We start from the raw sequence: 18,268 nt of genomic DNA, 5'->3' as shown, positions 1-18,268 counted from the left end.
CCCGTATGCCGCCCCGCCTTGCCATCGGCGTGATCGGTCAGCCCTGCCACTTGGCGGACCTCCTCGAGCGCGCCGGCCACACTGTCCACGCGATCGACCCGGACGATGACCCCGGCGCGATTCAGCACGTTGACCTCGTCGTCCTCAACGGCCCCGCCGAGGACATCCGTGCCATCGCCGCGGACCTCGCGCCGCACGCGCGCCCGCGCCAGATGTTCCTCCACACCGCGCTGGAGCACGGCCCCCAGCTGCTTGACGACGTCGAAACCGCCCACGCCATCGTCATGTCCGCCCACAACCTCTTCGACACCATCTGGGTCACCTCCGCCGCGGACGAGCTCGGCGAAACCCTCGTCGCCATCCTCATCGCCGAAGCCGGCGGCACTTCGATCCCCATCCAGGACACCGACCGCCCCGCCATCGCCGCCGCGCAGCACCTCCGCGCACTCGAGCGCACCGCCCGCGAGGACGCCTTCGACATCCTCCGCGCCGTGCTCCCGCTCGACCCGCTTCACGACGCTTTCTTCCAAGCCCCCCAAGCACCCCTCCCACCGACAACCCCCGCCGACCTCGACCGCCTCGCCAACGCCATTGACGATCCCGGCGCCCGCCGCCTCTTCGTCGACCTCCACCGCAGGCGCGCCGAACAAACCCACAGCACAGATATCGAACTGTGGGCCTACGAGCAGTACGAAGGAACCCGACCATGACTTTCACACCTGGCCAAGCCACCGTCGTCACCGATGAAGCCCTCCTTGCCACCTACGGCCGCGCGTTCCGCAAGATCGGCAAGACCATCGCCCTGGTACCCCTCTCCACCGCCCTTCATGCCGGGCACATCGAACTCATCCGCGCCGCTAAATCCCTCCTCGGCGCGTACACCGTGGTCACGTTCACCGGCGACCTCGACGCCACCGACGTCCCCACCCCGCCTCGCGACATCTTCACCCGCGAGAAGGTGGACCTGGTCTTCAACGGCTCGCTGACCACCACCGCCACCATCAACACCGGCCTCAACCACCTCGAGAACGCCGACGACATCGCACGCGACACCGCCCGCATTATCGCCGCCGCCAACCTCACCCACGCCACCGATCTGGTCATGGGGGAGAAGGACTTCGAACTCCTCGTAACCACCCAGCGCGCCGTCTCCGCCCTGCGCATGGAGGTCAAGCTCCACTCCGTCCCCACCGTCCGCACCACGGATGGCCTTGCCATTTCCCTTCGCAATTCGCTTATCGACGCTCCCTCCCAACCACAAGCCCTCGCCCTCGCCGCCGCGTTAACCGCGGGTGCCCACGCTGCCGAACACGGCGAGGAAGTAGTCCTTGAGACAGTCCGTGGCGTCCTCGCCGCTGCGGGCGTGGAGCCCACTTACCTGGAGATCCGCGACCTCGCCTTCGGCCCCGCACCCACAGCCGGCGACGCCCGCCTCCTCGCCGCCATCGACCTCCCCGCTGTCACTGACCTCCCCGCCGCCACTGACCCCGCCGACCCAGCCGATTCCACCGCCGCCACGGCCGGCAACCCAGACACCTCCGATTCCGCACCGGCCGATTCCACCAACCCCGCCACGGTGCACTTGGCGGACAACGTCGGTTTGCCCCTCGGTATCGGCTTCAAGCACATCGGCGACGACTTCTAGGCCCACAAGCCCCCCAACCACCCGGCCGGCCGGGCCCAAACCTGGCTAAATTGCCCCACGTTCCGATCCTCCCGCGGCGATCCTCCGTTACCGATCCTCACACGGCGATCCTCCGTTACCGATCCTCACACTGCGATCCAGAGGGTTAAATGCAACCCGATTGAATGAATAAATGCCTCTGGATCGTCGCAATAGGATCGGCAACGGGGGATCGGCAACAGAAGATCGCAACGGGCCGCCGTGGGAGCAGCGTCGGACCACCACCCGGCGAGAAGCTGAGCGCCACCCGGCCAAAACCCAAGCACCAAAACCCCACCAACCACCGCGCCTCGGCACAAACCCCTGCGCTAAACTCGCAACCATGTCTGCGCCCCTCATCGCCGCAATTCTCAATGACCGCCACGGCTTCAATTTCGCAGCCGATCGCGTCCGCGAGACGGCCCGCACCGCCTCCTCCACGATCTATGAAGCCAGCACCGACGATGGGGCAGCAGTCCAGGTCGAACTCTTCGACGTTCCCGTCGCACACGGCGCGCAGTTCAACGAGGTGCCGTCGCTCGGCGCCTTCCAGCCCCGCGGCGCCGGCCAGCTTGACGACGGCCGCTTGTACGTCCTCCAGGAAGCGCCCGTCGGCACGCCTCTTGCAGAGCTGATCTCCCAGAAGCGCCGCCAGAACGAAGTGTTCAGCCCGGTTGAAACCCGCGACTTGCTCCAGGCCGTCGCTGAAACGGTGGACGCCTACAACTCTTCCGGCCAGGCAGACCTCCTCGCACGCTCCATCAACGCGGAGCGCCTCCTGGTGCAGCCGGCGTGGTCGGACATCCCGGTCAAGCTCTCCCTTGTCGGCCCGAGCCTGGAAACCGCCGCACCGGAAGACAACCTGCACGACTTTTGGAACGTCGTCGCGGAGCTGACCGGCCACCCGGTCGATGAGGAAGCCGCCACCAAGCACACCACCGCCGTCGGCTACCTGGAAACCGCAACGCAGGACCAGATCAATGACAACACGTCGTTGATCCAGGCGCCCGTCGCCGCAGCAGCCCCGGCAGCAGCAATCCCCGCGGCCGCAGCCGCAGACCCCAACGCCACCCCGCAGCCGGACGTTTCCCCAGGCCCGCAGGACGGCTACCGCCGCCCGCCGGAGGCCTACCCGGCAAACGCCGCCCCGGCGCCGCAGCACGCGAAGAAATCCAACGTAAACCCGTGGCCGTGGATTATCGCCGTTCTCGCGCTCGCACTCGTGGCATTGCTCGTCGCATGGTGGTGGACCTCCAACCGTGGCGCTCAGTGGAGTGCGGCGGAGCAGCAGATTTCGGAGGCGTACCCGGGAATCGTCGGCAAGCGGTCCGGCCAAAAGGGCTGGGAGGATCTGAAGTGTGAGTCCGCGACCCCGGACGCGGACCAGGAGGCAAAGATCCGCTGCGCGAACGAGGACCTGGGTGTGTCCGTGGCCAAGTACACCACGCAGTCCGACCGCGATGACGCCGTCCCGGGCTCCGAGTACGCCACGGTCCTGGGCTCCGGCGAGTGCATGATCGATGATTTCGAGATCCCGGACGCCTACCCGCAGGCGTTCGCCATGGCGCCGCGCGATAAGGGCCAGTACCTCATCATTGTCAACGGCAATGAGGCGGAGGCGAAGCGCCTGGATCTGCCCGTCTGCAACTAGCGCAGGCGCAGCGACTACGATAGGCGGGCGTGAATCAGAAGCAGCCCGCCGCCAACGCCCTTAACCTCTCCGAGCAGCAGCAGATCCGCCGCGCGAAGCGCCAGAAGCTTATCGACGACGGCAGGGAAGCCTACCCCGCAGAGGTCAACCGCACGACCAGCCTGCGCGATCTCCGCGCGAAGTACCAGGTTGTGGAGGCTGGCGACCCGGCTGCGGACGGCATCATCAAGCTGGAGCCGGGCCAGGAGACCCAGGACGTGGTTTCCGTTGCCGGCCGCATCATGTTCCAGCGCAACACGGGCAAGCTCTGCTTTGCCACCCTCCAGGAGGGCGACGGCACCCAGCTTCAGGTCATGCTCTCCCTCGCAGAGGTGGGCGAAGAGGGCCTCGCCGATTGGAAGGCGGACACGGACCTGGGCGACATCGTCTCCGTCACCGGCCGCGTGATCGCATCCCGCCGCGGCGAGCTCTCCGTCCAGGCCCAGAGCTGGCAGATGGCCTCCAAGGCGCTGCGCCCGTTGCCGGTTGCGTTCGCGGATATGAATGAGGAGCAGCGCGTCCGCCACCGCTACACGGACCTGATCATGCGCGAGCAGGCCCGCACCAACGCTATGACCCGCATCAAGGTCATCGCCGCCGTGCGCAAGTACCTCACGCAGCTGGACTTCGTGGAGATTGAGACCCCGATGCTGCAGACCCTCCACGGCGGCGCCGCAGCCCGCCCGTTTGTCACCCACTCGAACGCGCTGGATATCGACCTCTACCTCCGCATTGCGCCGGAGCTCTTCCTCAAGCGCGCCGTGGTCGGCGGCATTGACCGCGTCTTTGAAATCAACCGGAACTTCCGCAACGAGGGCATCGATTCTTCCCACTCGCCGGAGTTCACCATGCTGGAGACCTACCAGGCGTGGGGTACCTACAAGGACGGCGCGGAAACCATCAAGGGACTCGTCCAGTTCTGCGCCCGCGAGGTGTTTGGCACGGAGCAGGTCACGCTTGCCGACGGCACTTTGTACGACCTCGGCGGCGAGTGGAAGGTGCTGGAGATGTACCCGAGCCTGAATGAGGCGCTCCAGCGCAAGTTCCCGGGCCAGCCCGAGGTGACCATCGATTCCACTGTTGAGGAGCTCACCGCAATCGCCGAGGCCATCGGCCTCGAGGTGCCCAAGAACGCCGGCTGGCTGCACGGCAAGCTGGTGGAGGAGATCTGGGAGCACCTCTGCTCCGACCAGCTCTACGAGCCGACCTTTGTTACCAACTTCCCGGTCGAGACCTCGCCGCTCACCCGCGACCACCGCGAAAAGCCCGGCGTGACCGAGAAGTGGGACCTCTACGTCCGCGGCTTCGAGCTGGCCACCGGCTACTCCGAGCTGGTGGACCCCGTGATTCAGCGCGAGCGCTTCGAGGACCAGGCACGCCTTGCCGCACACGGCGATGATGAGGCCATGCTTCTCGACGAAAACTTCCTCGCCGCCATGGAACAGGGCATGCCGCCAACCGCCGGTACCGGCATGGGCGTGGATCGCCTGCTGATGGCCCTGACCGGCCTGGGTATCCGCGAGACCGTCCTCTTCCCGTTGGTGAAGCCGGAGGCAAACTAGCCCTCATTGAAGAAACCGTTGTCCTCATTGCAACTCTCACTTAAGCTTTCAGTGTGACTTGGAATGAGCAGCGGCTCAGTGCGACTCTGACAGAGCTCCGGCGATTTGGGGATGACACCACTCTCGTAGAGTGCAAACGAGCTGCGGGTGGGGTGCCGGAGAATCTTGCGACGACTCTCTGTGCATTCGCAAACATGCCTCAACCGGGAATTATCCTCCTCGGTATCGATGAGCGCCAAGATTTTGCGGTGGCCGGCGTCAGTGGCCCTGCCTCATTGGAAAAGGCAGTTGCAAACCTCAATCGGAACTCAGTCGTACCGGCCCCTCAGTTAGAGTTCACTCATTTACAGATCGAGGGAAAGAGCGTTCTAGTTGTCGAAGTGACACCGCTTGCGCCGCAAGAAAAGCCGGCCCGTGTCAATAACCAGCCGTATCTGCGACAGGCCGACGGCGATTACAAGATGAACTCCAATGATCTCCGAGTTCTGGAACTCTCAGCCCTCATTGAAAGTCAGCAGCCTCAGTTTGATTTCGCAGTTCTCACTGGAACTAACACTGAGATTTTGGATCAGGAGATCCTCGCCCGGTATCTCGAGACGGTAAGAGAACGGCCGAGATTGTCCCGTGTGGAGGATGACCGGCGACTGCTGCAAATGACCAACGTCACCGATGGTGAGGGGCAGCTTCGCCGAGCTGGGCTTTACGCTCTTGGATATTTGCCGCAACTGCTCGAACCAGCGTTAGGTGCCACAGTTGCAGTGAGGCTTTCCAGAGAGGAGGGCGGCGGGCGCACAAAAAATCTCACTGAGATTGAGGGGCCTCTTCCGGCCATGCTGCAGGATACGGTGCGATGGATCAGACAAAACACTTCCGTCATCAGCAGTTACAACGCTAACGGGGACCTCGTGGACACACCGGAGTTCCCGCCAAGCGCCATCCGAGAGGTAGTGGCCAACGCGTTGGTTCACAGAGATCTCGGTCCTTCATTGGAAGTTGGAAAGAAAGTTGAAGTCCGCGTCACTGAGAAAGCACTTGTAGTGATGAATCCTGGCGGGCTGCGCGGTCTCTCGGTTGATCAGCTGAACAGCTCCTCGCTCACCAAAGCTGCGGTGAACAAGCGGCTCTACGAGATTGCGCGTTATCTCAGAACACCTGACGGCGCCCGCGTGATTGAGGGTGAAGGGGGAGGGATTCAAGAGATCCTCACCGTCTTGCGCGAAGCGCGGCTACCCAGCCCGCGTTTCGTGGATTCAGGCGTGGAGTTCAAGGTCATCTTCCCGCGTGGCTCTCGCTTCACACAGGAAGAGGATGAGTGGCTCACAAACCTTCCAGCGTCCGGTCCTTCGTTCACTCCGACAGAGGAAGACCTTCTGATCAACATTCGCAATCACGGACCGGTGACGCTGAGGCGAGTAGCTAACCTGTACTCACCCCTGAGTGAGTTCTCATGCCAATCAATGCTTGAACGTCTAACGGAAGCCGGGGTGCTGAACGAAGACGCTGGCGTGTACTCACTCAGCCCGTCATTGGGCCCCGGCCCTCAGTCTGATGCCACTACGGATAATGAGCAGACATTTCCGGAGAATTTCGGGGTCTCAGCATTGTCCGAGTTGGGCAAGAATGTGCCACGCGTGTTTGAGGCCATCAGTCGTCTCGAGAAACAGGAGGAGAGTGCCACCATTAGGGCGCTGGTCGGCCTTACGAGTCTTAGCGAGGGGCAAGTCAGATACGCTCTCGACCCAATGCTGCGAGCTGGCATCGCGGTTATGAACGGTGGGCAGGGTAGCCACACCACCACCTATTCCCTCGTCCGAAACTAAACCGGCTCCTGTAAGAAAATCTGCAGGTAATCTACCCGCATGATCACCTCTCGTCGCGCCGCCAAGAATGCCAACCCGCGCGCAATCCTGGCTACTGTCGCCGCGACCTTCCTCGCGGCTGGATCCCTCACCGGCTGCTCCACCTCTGAGAACGAACTCGCGGAGCCTGACGTGAAGGCCGCGCCGACCAGCGCCAGCGCCTCCAAGGAAACCTTGTCTTCCAAGGACGCAGGAGAGGCCTCCAGCAGCGCAACCACCACCACGCAGAAGCCGGTGTGCGCGGACTCCGCGCTGCAGGAAGATTTCCCTGACATGAGATTCGGCGAGGGTTGCGAGGACGGGTACGCGTTCATCGGCATCCCCAACTCCGACATCACCGCGATTGTGCACTGGACCGGCACGAAGTGGGAGCCGTTGCCCACCCACGGCGAGGCCTACTCTGCCCTGCACGGGATGACCGGCTGCTACGACCGTGCGAAGGCGAAGGAGCTTGCCATCCCCGCAGCTATCCAGAAACGCATGTTCTTCTGCGACCAGGACGAAAGCACCCTCGTCCCGGGCGGCAACCAAGGCAGCCAAAATCAGGCCAACCAGCAAAACCAGGCCAGCCAGCAAAATCAGGCCCAGCCCGCGAACCCCGCGCCGCAGGGCGGGGCCACCTACTTCCAGAACGGCATCATCCTCTCCGCCGGTCTCGGGGAGGCGGGGGAGGACGCGAGCTACCCGGCCTGCGACGGCCGCACCATCCTCATTCTCGATTCCGTCATCGACCAGGGCAACGATGGCGGCGCGATGAACGATATCGCCCGGCAGGTGCTGATCCAGCACCCGTCCGGCCAGCCCGTGCGCTTCACCGTCCCGGGCCAGTGCCCGTCCTTGCGTGCGCAGGTAGACGGCAACAACGTGTACCCCATTTACATCGATTATGGCACCAACACCTCGGCCGCCTGCCAGGCCAAGGCCACGTACGGCGGCAACGCCCGCGTGCTGTCCAACCGCGCCGAGTTCGTAGATCCCTGCTAGGAGCCACCTATGACTGAGCGCCCGCGCCAGCATTTCCCGGACACGGATCCGAACATCCCGGTCGTTGACCAGTACCCGGACCAGTACCCGAGCCAATACCCGAACACCGTCTACATCACCGAGCCCGCCCCGCCGAAGCGCCGTGCCTGGCCCTGGGTGCTGCTGACGATCCTGCTCCTCGCAGGCGCCGGTGCGGGCGGCTGGTACTGGTACGACAACTACGGCTCCACCAAACCGTGGCAGGGGGAGGAGGCGAACCTCGCCGCCGCATTCCCCAACCTCGCCAGCCACCGCGACGGCGGCAAGGGTTTCAACGGCATGCGCTGCCGTAACGCCACCACCGGCGAAAACGAGGTGGCCAAGATCCGCTGCGCCAACCCCACTGACGGCGTGAGCATCGTCCGGTTCAATTCCACCGCGCACCGCGATGCGGCAATCGCCTCCAACGCCGAGCCGGAGCACTTTGCCAACGATGTCTGCCGGCTCACCTCCAAGGAGTTCGAGGGCCAGAATCCTCCCGCGTACTACGTCGCCCCCTCCGGCAACGCAGATCTGGACACGGTCCTCTTCATCGTCAACGGCGCGAACGCCGCGAACCTCCGCCTCCAGCTCCCCATCTGCTAGGGGAGTGCCCAGCGTCACACATCGCCAGCCAATAGCTAATCCGCACAGATCGTACTAAAGTCCTACCTATGCAAACCCGAGCCGCGAACCCCACGCGCTCGGGTCTTTTTGTCCCTTAATCAAGGAGCACACGCACCATGGCACCAACAAAGGCGGACCTCAACGCGCAGGCCGCCGATATCGTCGCCGGCGTCGGCGGCCCAGACAACATCAGCTCTCTTACGCACTGCGCCACGCGCTTGCGCTTCGAGCTTAACGACGCCTCCTTGGCCGACAAAGACCGCCTCGAAGCCAACCCCAAGGTCATGGGCGCGGTCCCGCAAGGCGGTTCGCACTACCAGGTGATCGTGGGCGGCGATGTGGCCACCGTCTACACCGCCATCAACAATCTTCCGGAGATGCAGTCCCGCACCGGCACCGGCGGTCAATCCAACGATGACATCAAAGCCGCCCAGCGCGCCAAGGCCAAGGGCAAGGTCCCGTGGCTGGATGCGTTTTTCGAGTACCTTTCGGATTCCTTCCGCCCCATCCTCGGTGTGCTCCTCGGCGCGTCCCTGATCATCGCGTTCGCCGCGGTCATGGACGCTATCGGCCTCGTGGACTTCCGTGCGGAGGTGAAGTCCCCGGGCTGGCAGTTCGTGGACGCCATGTGGCGTTCCGTGTTCTACTTCCTGCCCGTCATGGTGGCGTACAACGCCGGTAAGAAGCTGAACATCGACGGCTGGGTCCCCGCCGCCATCATGTTCGCCCTGTTCACGCCCGAGTTCATCGACCTCGCCTCCCACCCCGAGGCCACCATTTCGGAAAACGCCATCCTCGGCTCCGAAGTCGCCTCCGTCCATGTCATGGGCCTGCCCATGCTCTTGCCTGAGTACGGCGGCAACGTTTTCGTCCCGCTGATCATGGCCGCCGTCGCGGCCGCGGTCTACAAGGGCCTGCAGAAGATCATCCCCAGCTCGGTGCACATGGTGTTCGTACCCTTCCTCACCATGCTGATCATGATTCCGGTCACTGCCATCGTCATCGGCCCGCTGGGCTACGCGCTCGGCGCGTGGATCGGTGCCGGCCTGGCCTGGCTGAACGGTAACGCCCCGTTCGTCTTCGCCATCCTGATCCCGATGCTGTACCCGTTCCTCGTCCCGCTGGGTCTCCACTGGCCGCTGAACGCGCTCATGCTGGTGAATATCAACACGCTGGGTTACGACTTCATCCAGGGCCCCATGGGCGCCTGGAACTTCGCATGCTTCGGCGCCACCGCCGCGGTCCTGGCCATCTCTATCCGCGACCGCGACCCGCTCATGCGCCAGACCTCCGGCTCCGCCCTCGCGGCCGGCCTCCTCGGCGGCATCTCCGAGCCGTCCCTCTACGGCATCCACCTCCGCTACAAGCGCATCTACCCGCGCATGCTGGTGGGCTGCTTCGCCGGCGGCCTCACCATCGCCATCCTGGGCACCCCGTTCGGCGGCGTGCAGACGAACGCTTTCGTCTTCACCTCGCTGCTTACCATCCCGGTCTTCAACCCGGCGTGGGTGTACATGATCGCCATCGCCGTCGCCTTCTTCACCGCGTTCGCCGTCATCTTCGTCACGGACTACCGCACCCCGGAGGAGAAGGAGGAGGCACTCGCACGCGCCGCGGCAGCTCGGGCTTCTACTGACGACGACACCTCCGCCCTCGAACCGGGCGACGAGCCGATTGTCCCCGCCCCGGCAGCAGCCACCACGACCGCCGCAGCAGCCGGCAGCACCGCCCTCGCCACCAAGCCCGAGACCGCCGCCGCCACTGAAGCCCCGGTTGCAGCCGACGAAACCCCCGCCGAGCCCATCATCACCGACGTCCTCGCACCTATTGCCGGCGAGGTTGTCGCCCAGGAAGCCATCAAGGATGCTGCATTCGCGTCCGGCGCCCTCGGCAAGGCCGTCGGCGTGATCCCGGCCCCCGGCACCGAAACCGCCACCGTGGTCGCCCCGGTCGCCGGCAAGATCATCTCCGTCGCCAAGACCGGCCACGCCTACGGCATCAAGACCACCGATGGCGTGGAGATCCTCGTCCACATCGGCATCGACACCGTCGCACTCGAGGGCGCAGGCTTCACCCCGCGCGTCGAGCGCAAGGAGCAGGTCGAGGCGGGTACCCCGCTTGCCGACGTCGACTTCGCCTCCGTCGTCGCCTCCAACACCGACCCGACCGTGATCACTACGGTGGTGAACACCAAGAAACTGGCGAAGGTCGACGACATCGCCGAACCCGCCCCCAACGGCACCGTCCCCGCCGGTGCCCCCATCCTCCGCGCCACCAAGTAGCCCCGGCCCCGCCACTGCCGCCGCGGGGATCGCCCAGATCCCCGAGCAACGGCCCCGACTTAAACTGGGGTCAATCCACTTATATCGAAAGGGGAACACAGGTGAAGTTCGCCTCTTTGAAGCTGCAGAACTTCCGCAGGTTCGATGAATTTCACATCGACTTCGACTCAGAGCTCACCGTCATCACTGCCCCGAACGGGCAGGGAAAGACGTCGGTCCTCGATGCTGCGGCGCTCTCCCTAGCCCCGTTCGTGGAAGCGCTTAGTCGGTACAACACTGGCGGCCACCAATTCAACATAGATATCGAGCCGACTGATCCGCGGTACGCAGTGAACAGGTCGCCAATCAGTAATGCGGTGGTTTACGAGCAGGTGTATCCGGCCACGCTCACTGCTTCATTCCTCGACCCTGTAATGGAATCCCAGCGTTCGTTTACCGATAACGCTACTAGGCCGAGAAAGGAAGGCACTGACGATCTTCGTGGTTACGGACAGTCGCTTGTTGCCGAACTCGCCACACCAACAACTATTCCGGTGATCCGTTACTTTCGTTCCAATCGCCGTTGGAGTACCGACTACCTGCAGCGTCCGAAGGCCGACTCGGAGCTCACTCGGAGCCGCACAGCGGGTTATAACGACTGCCTAGCAGCTGAAACCGATTTCCGTCAGTTTCAGGACTGGTTTAGGGCGGCGACGCTCGCCTACCTGCAGAACATCCAGCTAAAGGTCGAATCCAATATCGCCGACCTCTTGAACGGTATCGGCAAAGCGGTCGACGAAATGGTTTCCGCTGAGGGGCTTTCTGGCTTCCACTACAGCTTCGTTCACGAAGCGCCCGCGCTGGTCCACCCGGATCACGGGCCCTTGCCGGTCGCGATGCTTAGCGACGGCATTTGCTCAGCCACGACGATGGCTGCGGACCTCGCGCAGCGCTGCGCCCGCCTGAACCCCCACCTCGGGGCCGAAGCGCCAAAGCTCACTCCCGGCATGGTGCTTATCGACGAAGTCGATCTCCACCTCCATCCTGCATGGCAGCAACGAATCCTTCCAGGTCTCCGCGTCGCATTTCCTCTCGTCCAGTTCATAGTGAGTACCCACAGCCCCCAGGTGCTGAGTACCACGGATAGCGAGCAGATTCGAGTTATCGCCCAAGACGGCAACGGTAGATGGTTTACAGACGAGCCGGACCGCCAGGTGGTTGGACGCTCGAGCGCGGATGCCTTAGTCGAGGTGATGGGAGTAAGCCCGACACCACCAACGGAGGAATCACGCAAGGTAGACCACTACATCAACCTCATCGAAACCGGTCAGCATCAAACCAAGGAGGGGCAGGCGCTGAGACAAGAGCTCGAGAACATTTACGGCTCCTCGAACCCGGTGATGGTCCGGGTGAGGCAGCAGGAGCGTTTCCGAGATTTCAAGAAGAGATCTGCACCAAGGCCTCCGGCTCCAAACGGGGGAGTGGAACCATGCGATCCATAGTTCGTGCAGCTGCACCGACTTGCCTCTCCTCGGTCCGCACGAGTGACAAATGGGAAGATCTGGAACCTGTTAGCAAATCCGAAATTAGGGACGCGTTAGCCGGCATGTCCGAGAGCGATGAAGGATCGCTGTGCCACTACTGTGAGCGCAGCATTAAATGGAAGAAGGATCGCTACAGCATTGACCACCTCTTCCCGCGGCATCGCTTCCCGGACAGAACGTTCGACTGGGCGAATCTCTACCTGTCTTGTAAAACTCCTGATCACTGCGAGCAGTACAAGGATGCGCCTGGCCATCCCGACTACGACCCCGCAGACCTCGTCCGTCCCGATGTTGACGACCCCGACCGTTTTTTCCAATTCCTTTCCGACGGCCGCGTGATACCTCGTCCCGGGATTCGGGAGCCTGACCGCCATCGCGCTGAAACCACAATTGAGGTTCTCAACCTGAATTGCCCGCGACTGGTTACCAGCCGCCGGCAAGTCGTGAGCATGGCTGAAGCGATCGTGTCAGAGGTTATGGAGCTCTCGGGACTTTCTCCCGACGAACGCGAGGAACTCCTGCGTCTGGAGATCCGAGACGCAAGATCCGATCTCTCGCGCATTGCGCATGGGACTGTTGCCCGCCACTACTTCTTTTACTTTCGGTGGGCGGACTGCGATGAAGTATCGACATCCCCTTCTAAACCCTAGTCCGAACCCCTTACCGACCGCGTGAGACTGTCCCCGCACAAGTGGGTCCCCAACGCGCATTTAGAACCACACAACACCCAGCACACCCCGAGAACAAGGAATCAACAACGATGACCTCCCCGCAGACCCCAGAAACCACCCGCAAAGTCCTCCACGGCATCGGCGTCTCCGCCGGCACCGCTTCCGGCCCCGTCGCCATCGTCACACCGGCAGTCGGCATCGACGAGCACGAGCCCGCCTCCGTCGACCCCGAGGCCGATTCCCAGCGCGTCCGCGATGCCCTTGACCAGGTCGCAGCCAGCCTCACCAACCGCGCCGAGCACGCGAACTCCGAGACCTCCAAGAAGGTCCTCGAGGCCACCGCGACCCTTGCAACCGACAAGGGTCTCATCAAGCAGATCGACAAGGAACTGAAGAAGGGCACCGGCATCACCAAGGCCATTCACGACGCCGTGGAGGTCTACGCCGGCAAGCTCCGCAAGATCGGCGGTTACATGGCGGAGCGCGTGACGGACCTTTACGACATCCGCGATCGCGCCACCGCCCGCGTCCGCAACCTCCCCGAACCGGGTATCCCCACGCTGGAGCAGCCCTCCATCCTCGTGGCCGAGGACCTCGCGCCGGCAGAGACCGCCACGCTCGACCCGTCTCAGGTCCTCGGCATCGTCACCGAAGCCGGCGGCGCAACTTCCCACACCGCGATTCTCGCGGCCCAGCTCGGCATCCCCGCCGCCGTCCAGGTGAAGGGTATTGCAGAGGCCATCGCTAACAGTCCGGAGGTCGCCCTCGACGGCGGTGTCGGGGAGGTCATCGTCGCCCCCACAGAGCAGGACACTGCGGAGCTGGAGGAGCGCTCCCGCCGCCGCGCCGCAGCCCTCGCCGGCTCCTCCGGCGAAGGCGCTACCAAGGACGGCTTCAAGGTCAAGCTCCTCGCCAACATCGGTACTGCGGACGACGCCAAGAAGGCCGCGGAGTACGACCTCGAAGGCTCCGGCCTCTTCCGCACCGAGTTCCTCTTCCTGGACCGCGACGCCGCCCCAACCGTCGAGGAACAGACTGAGACCTATATATCTGTGCTGAAGAGCTTCGGCCAGCGCCGTGTGGTCGTCCGCACCCTTGACGCCGGCGCGGATAAGCCGCTCTCCTTCGCCGATCTCGGCCCGGAGGAGAACCCGGCCCTCGGCCGCCGCGGTCTGCGCCTCTCCCAGGCCCGCGAGGACCTGCTGAACGACCAGCTCCAGGCCCTCGCCACCGCCCGCGAGTCCGTCGAGGGTGCAGAGCTCTGGGTCATGGCCCCGATGGTCGCCACCGTCGAGGAAGCCCAGTGGTTTGCCGACAAGGCCCGCAGCTACAACCTCCCCCAGGTTGGTGTGATGGTGGAGACTCCCGCTGCGGCCATTCTTTCCGAGGAAATCCTCTCCATCGCGGACTTCGCTTCCATCGGTACCAATGACCTCTCCCAGTACACGATGGCCGCAGACCGCATGCAGGGCGAGCTTGCGGAGCTCCTCTCTCCCTGGCAGCCCGCTGTCCTAAAGATGATCCGCGCAACCGCCAAGGGTGGCGAGCGCAACGGCAAGCCCATCGGCGTCTGCGGCGAGGCCGGGGGAGACCCCCTCATGGCCCTCGTCCTTGTGGGCCTCGGTGTGCAGTCCCTTTCCATGGCCCCGGGCAAGGTTAACGCCGTCCGCGCCGCCCTGCGTCTGCATGAGCTCGATGCTTGCCGACGCATGTCCGCGGCCGCCCTCCAAGCCCCCACCGCGGCCCAGGCCCGAGAGGCGGTGTTGGCAATCGCTGACCCGGTGCTGCGAGACCTCGTGTAGGAAATCCCATCTACACCCCCGACCGGCGTATCGTTCGCGACACGCCGGCCGATGCCATTTCCGGCAAGATAAAGCACGCTGGCGCGTCGCGTTTCCGCAGGTCGTACAATCAGGTACCCCAATATGGGGGGATAACTCCAGAGGTTGTAGTGAAAGTTGTTAATCCCAGAGCCCTGGTGAGTCATGTGGTGAAATTGCAGCTAAACCGTGGTCTGCGGGATAACTAGTTGGCAGCTAACTTTCAGGAACTGAACCTTTTTCGGATATGACTTGCAAGAGTTTTGGTGCATTCGTAATGTATCTGGGGACGGAGCCGATATAGGTAAATGAGAACCACGGGTGATCATTTCCAATGTCCCGTTTGTTCCGGAAAAGTTTTCGGCCGAGACGACCGTCTGGGTCAGACTCACCTACTACTCTCTAGGAGTATTCACACATGTTCAAGAACCGTGTTCGCACCGCAGCTCTTGCTGGTGCTATCGCAGTTGCTACCGGCGTGTCCGGCCTGACCGTTCCGGCTTACGCTGACCCGATTTCTGGTGACCACCACAACCAGCCGGATGCTTCCAAGTCCACCGCGGGTACGGAGAAAGTTAACGCTTCGGCGGTTGCAGGAGTTAAGGCTGCTGACGTTCTGCGCGACGCTGCGACGGCGGACCGCAAGGCTATCGCCAACCACGACTTTGTGAACTTCGAGGACCTCAAGTTCCGTCCGGTGGAGGCAGACTCCAAGGCTAAGGCTGACAAGAAGGTTGCTGAGGCTACCGAGCTGCTGAACAAGGCGGTCGCGACCCTCAACGATATCGATACCACCCTGAAGGCAGTTCAGGCGGAGACCAATGCGGCGAACGATGCATGGGCTAAGTACGCAACGGCTGTCTCCATCTCCCGTTCCGAGTACGAGGCACTTCAGAAGCTTGAGAACGACCTCGACCTGGACGCAGTTCTGGGTAAGACTGGCCCGTTCTACTTCACCGGCAAGATCAACCCGGTTGATAAGAAGGCTGGCCAGGATGGTCACGTTGCTGAGGTTGCAAAGAGCCGTGAGACCCTTGAGGGTACCGAGGGTGAGGCAGGCCTCACCGAGGAGCTGAACAACGAGCTCAAGAAGCTTGACCCGACCGCTGAGGGTGACATCGAGAAGATCAACAAGCTGACCACTTACCAGGCTAAGCTGAACAGCTTCCTGAACGGCTGGACCGAGCGCGATGCACTCTACGCAGACGCGATCAACAAGACCAACACCGCGACGAGCCGCAACATCGCCGTGATCAAGGACGCTTACAAGATTGCGCAGGCTAACGTACGTGCAGCACGTACCCTCCAAGCGTACTACATCTTCGCTTCTCGCTGGCTCGACCTGTACGAGGCTGACGTTCTGAAGAACAACGAGGATACCGACGTTGCAACCGTTCGTGCCGAGTACGAGAACATTCTGTTCAACGCCCCGTCCCTTCGTGACCGTGCCGGTGACGCAATCGCCAACAACTCCAGCAAGAACAAGGCATACGACACCGACAACGAGATCGACAGCAACCTCGCTTGGGAGAGCGGCGTTCAGCGTGTCCGTCTGATCGACAAGCGCTACAACGCTGACGTTGAGGCTGCGGCCGCGGCTGATGCAGCTAAGGAAGCTCAGTCCAAGGATCTGAACGCTCAGCTCGCCAACATTGCTCAGGAGCTCAAGAAGCTCAACGAGGCTAAGGCGACCGGCCAGAACAACTCCAACACCCCGTCCAACACCCCGGCACCGAACAACCCGGCTGCTCCGGCCAAGTCTTCCCTTTCCATCAAGAAGGAAGACGGCTCCGTTAACGGCGGCGTTGTTGCAGCTATCGTGATCGGTATCATCGCTGCTCTCGGCGCAATTGCTACCGTCGCGCTGCCGACCGTCCAGCAGTTCCTGCCGAAGTTCTAACTTCGAAGCCCTGAAACGGGTTTAGAGTAGAGCCACCCAGCTCCCCAGCTGGGTGGCTTTCCTTATGCCGCGTCGGATGGTGGGTCCGGTCAGCATGTCGTGCTACACGGTCTGAAACTTTTGCAAGTTGGTCTTGAACGCAAGCTGCACTGCCTAGTGATCTCGAGCGGGTCGTCAGCCAGCTATGTTTTGGTTTGCAGGTTCCAATCGAACGTGCATGGTGGGACGTGGGTCGATTCCCGATAGCGGATAAGGTTACGCCGCTAATACAGGACGGGTGTTTCTCGCGGAAGAACTTTTAGTAGTCGGCGCCAACGTCGTACGAGTTTAGTGTCCAACCGCATAACTGGCTGAGGCTGGTGATCTTGGTCAATTTCAGCGTGGGGGCGTCGATACTCTGTTCGTTGTCGGTGCGAGCCGGCTGTTGGCTCGTTCTCAGCGCCGCCACAACTGAATTTGAGTCCTTGCCCCGGGGGCTGCCTTGGTGACAAGAGAGGGCGCCGGCTTGCTGAACGAGCGTCGATAAGCAAAAGCCCTGGGGTGAGCTGGGGTAGCAGTATACGGCTCGGTAGGTGCCGAGGGTCGTGGGTTTGGCGCGTTGAATGGTCGTGAGCCTGAGGGAGGGCCTATGGGGTGATGCTGAGAAGGTGTCGGAGTGATCAGGTGCACGATACAGGTCTGCACCATCGAGTTCGGCCAGGTTGCCTCCACCGCCTCGGGCAGGCCCTTGAGCCCGTCGCAGCAGACGATGAACACGTCCTGCACCCCACGGTTAGCAAGGTCAGCGCACACGGACGCCCAGAATGCGGCACCTTCGTTATCGGCGATCCACAAGCCCAAGATGTGTTTGATGCCGTCCATGTCCACACCGACGGCCATGTAGCAGGACTTGTTGACCACGCGGTGGCCGTTGTGGATCTTGACCCGGAGTGCGTCGAGGAAGATCACCGGGTAGAACTCATCTAGTTGGCGGTTCTGCCACAGCACCACCTCATTGAGCACCGCGTCGGTGATCGTGCTGATGGTATCCGGGCTCATATCCACACCCAGGGTGGTTGCAAGGTGGTGCTGGATATCGCGCACGGTCATCCCACCCGCGTACAGGGAGATGATCATGTCATCGAGCTCGGTGAGCCGGCGAGCACCCTTGGGCACCATCTGCGGGCGAAACGTCCCCGCCCGATCCCTGGGCATGGTCACTTCTAACGGGCCGTAGCCGGAATCGACGATCTTGGTGTACGACCCATTTCGGTGGTTACCACCACCAACATCCTCGAGGTGGGCTTTGGCTTTACGGTCGGAGTGCTCGTAGCCCAAATGGGCATCCATCTCCGCCTGCAGGCCAGCGTTGATTGATGCCTGCAAAAGCCCCTTCACCAGCTCGCTGGCGTCATCGGTGGAGGTGGAGAGCTCCCCGATGAGCTTAGCGAGCTCGGGGTTATCCATCAGCTTCTCGCTGATCGCGTTGACCCTCGACGGGTCATAGCCTTTCTTCGGTGACACCGTAGTCATTATCGGTGAAACTCCTTTAGATCAGAGCCTCACACACAAAACTCCTGACACCCTCGGGCGGTGACCTATACCGCGGTGAAAACCATGATGGCCGTCGTGCGTAAAGAAGCAGCCACACGACCCACTGGACCTGTGCCACCCGCAGCGACGTTCACCA

Annotated in this window: 12 protein-coding genes and 1 pseudogene; 12 read left to right on the top strand and 1 reads right to left on the bottom strand. The window is 62.7% G+C overall.

Going from position 1 to position 18,268, the window contains the following annotated elements; genetic code table 11:
• The first annotated feature begins 5 nt into the window (after positions 1-5).
• The 12 genes from JZY91_RS09455 (at position 6) to JZY91_RS09400 (ending at position 16,599) form a co-directional block, all read left to right on the top strand.
• On the top strand, positions 6-710 hold the full coding sequence (locus tag JZY91_RS09455; protein ID WP_234947625.1) for a hypothetical protein: 705 nt from the start codon (positions 6-8) through the stop codon (positions 708-710).
• Positions 707-1,645 carry a pantoate--beta-alanine ligase gene (locus tag JZY91_RS09450; RefSeq protein ID WP_234947624.1) on the top strand — a complete coding sequence of 313 codons (939 nt, stop codon included), beginning with the start codon at positions 707-709 and terminating at the stop codon, positions 1,643-1,645. The genes JZY91_RS09455 and JZY91_RS09450 overlap by 4 nt, the downstream gene beginning before the upstream one ends.
• A gap of 361 nt (positions 1,646-2,006) precedes the next feature.
• A complete protein-coding gene (locus JZY91_RS09445; protein WP_234947623.1) occupies positions 2,007-3,314 on the top strand; it encodes a hypothetical protein in 1,308 nt (435 codons plus the stop codon).
• A gap of 29 nt (positions 3,315-3,343) precedes the next feature.
• On the top strand, positions 3,344-4,915 hold the full coding sequence (gene lysS / locus JZY91_RS09440) for a lysine--tRNA ligase (RefSeq protein WP_234947622.1): 1,572 nt from the start codon (positions 3,344-3,346) through the stop codon (positions 4,913-4,915).
• Positions 4,916-4,968: 53 nt separating this feature from the next.
• The gene (locus JZY91_RS09435; RefSeq protein ID WP_234947621.1) at positions 4,969-6,735 is read left to right on the top strand and encodes an ATP-binding protein; all 1,767 of its coding nucleotides are present in this window, start codon (positions 4,969-4,971) and stop codon (positions 6,733-6,735) included.
• A gap of 39 nt (positions 6,736-6,774) precedes the next feature.
• Positions 6,775-7,758 carry a hypothetical protein gene (locus JZY91_RS09430; RefSeq protein WP_234947620.1) on the top strand — a complete coding sequence of 328 codons (984 nt, stop codon included), beginning with the start codon at positions 6,775-6,777 and terminating at the stop codon, positions 7,756-7,758.
• 9 nt (positions 7,759-7,767) lie between these two features.
• Positions 7,768-8,382 carry a hypothetical protein gene (locus JZY91_RS09425; protein ID WP_234947619.1) on the top strand — a complete coding sequence of 205 codons (615 nt, stop codon included), beginning with the start codon at positions 7,768-7,770 and terminating at the stop codon, positions 8,380-8,382.
• 137 nt (positions 8,383-8,519) lie between these two features.
• Positions 8,520-10,685, top strand: coding sequence for a glucose PTS transporter subunit IIA (locus JZY91_RS09420; protein ID WP_234947618.1), 2,166 nt, complete (start codon positions 8,520-8,522; stop codon positions 10,683-10,685).
• A gap of 101 nt (positions 10,686-10,786) precedes the next feature.
• Positions 10,787-12,166 carry an AAA family ATPase gene (locus tag JZY91_RS09415; RefSeq protein ID WP_234947617.1) on the top strand — a complete coding sequence of 460 codons (1,380 nt, stop codon included), beginning with the start codon at positions 10,787-10,789 and terminating at the stop codon, positions 12,164-12,166.
• Entirely contained in the window at positions 12,154-12,858 is a 705-nt protein-coding gene (locus JZY91_RS09410; protein ID WP_370639218.1) for a retron system putative HNH endonuclease, read from the top strand. Before JZY91_RS09415 ends, JZY91_RS09410 begins: the two co-directional genes overlap by 13 nt.
• A 110-nt stretch (positions 12,859-12,968) precedes the next feature.
• Entirely contained in the window at positions 12,969-14,681 is a 1,713-nt protein-coding gene (gene ptsP, locus JZY91_RS09405; RefSeq protein ID WP_234947615.1) for a phosphoenolpyruvate--protein phosphotransferase, read from the top strand.
• Between the two features lie 436 nt (positions 14,682-15,117).
• Complete coding sequence (locus JZY91_RS09400; protein ID WP_234947614.1) at positions 15,118-16,599, top strand: hypothetical protein; 1,482 nt, start codon at positions 15,118-15,120, stop codon at positions 16,597-16,599.
• Between the two features lie 657 nt (positions 16,600-17,256).
• On the opposite strand, the pseudogene JZY91_RS09395 reads toward JZY91_RS09400, so the two are convergent.
• Positions 17,257-18,111 (bottom strand): annotated as a pseudogene (locus JZY91_RS09395) (IS256 family transposase); the annotation flags it as partial.
• Positions 18,112-18,268 lie beyond the last annotated feature (157 nt).

It is taken from the genome of Corynebacterium sp. CNCTC7651 (genome assembly GCF_021496665.1).
In the GTDB taxonomy this organism is placed as follows: Bacteria; Actinomycetota; Actinomycetes; order Mycobacteriales; family Mycobacteriaceae; genus Corynebacterium.
The sequence above is the reverse complement of the archived record's forward strand: the minus strand, read 5'-3'. Positions and strand labels throughout refer to the sequence as shown.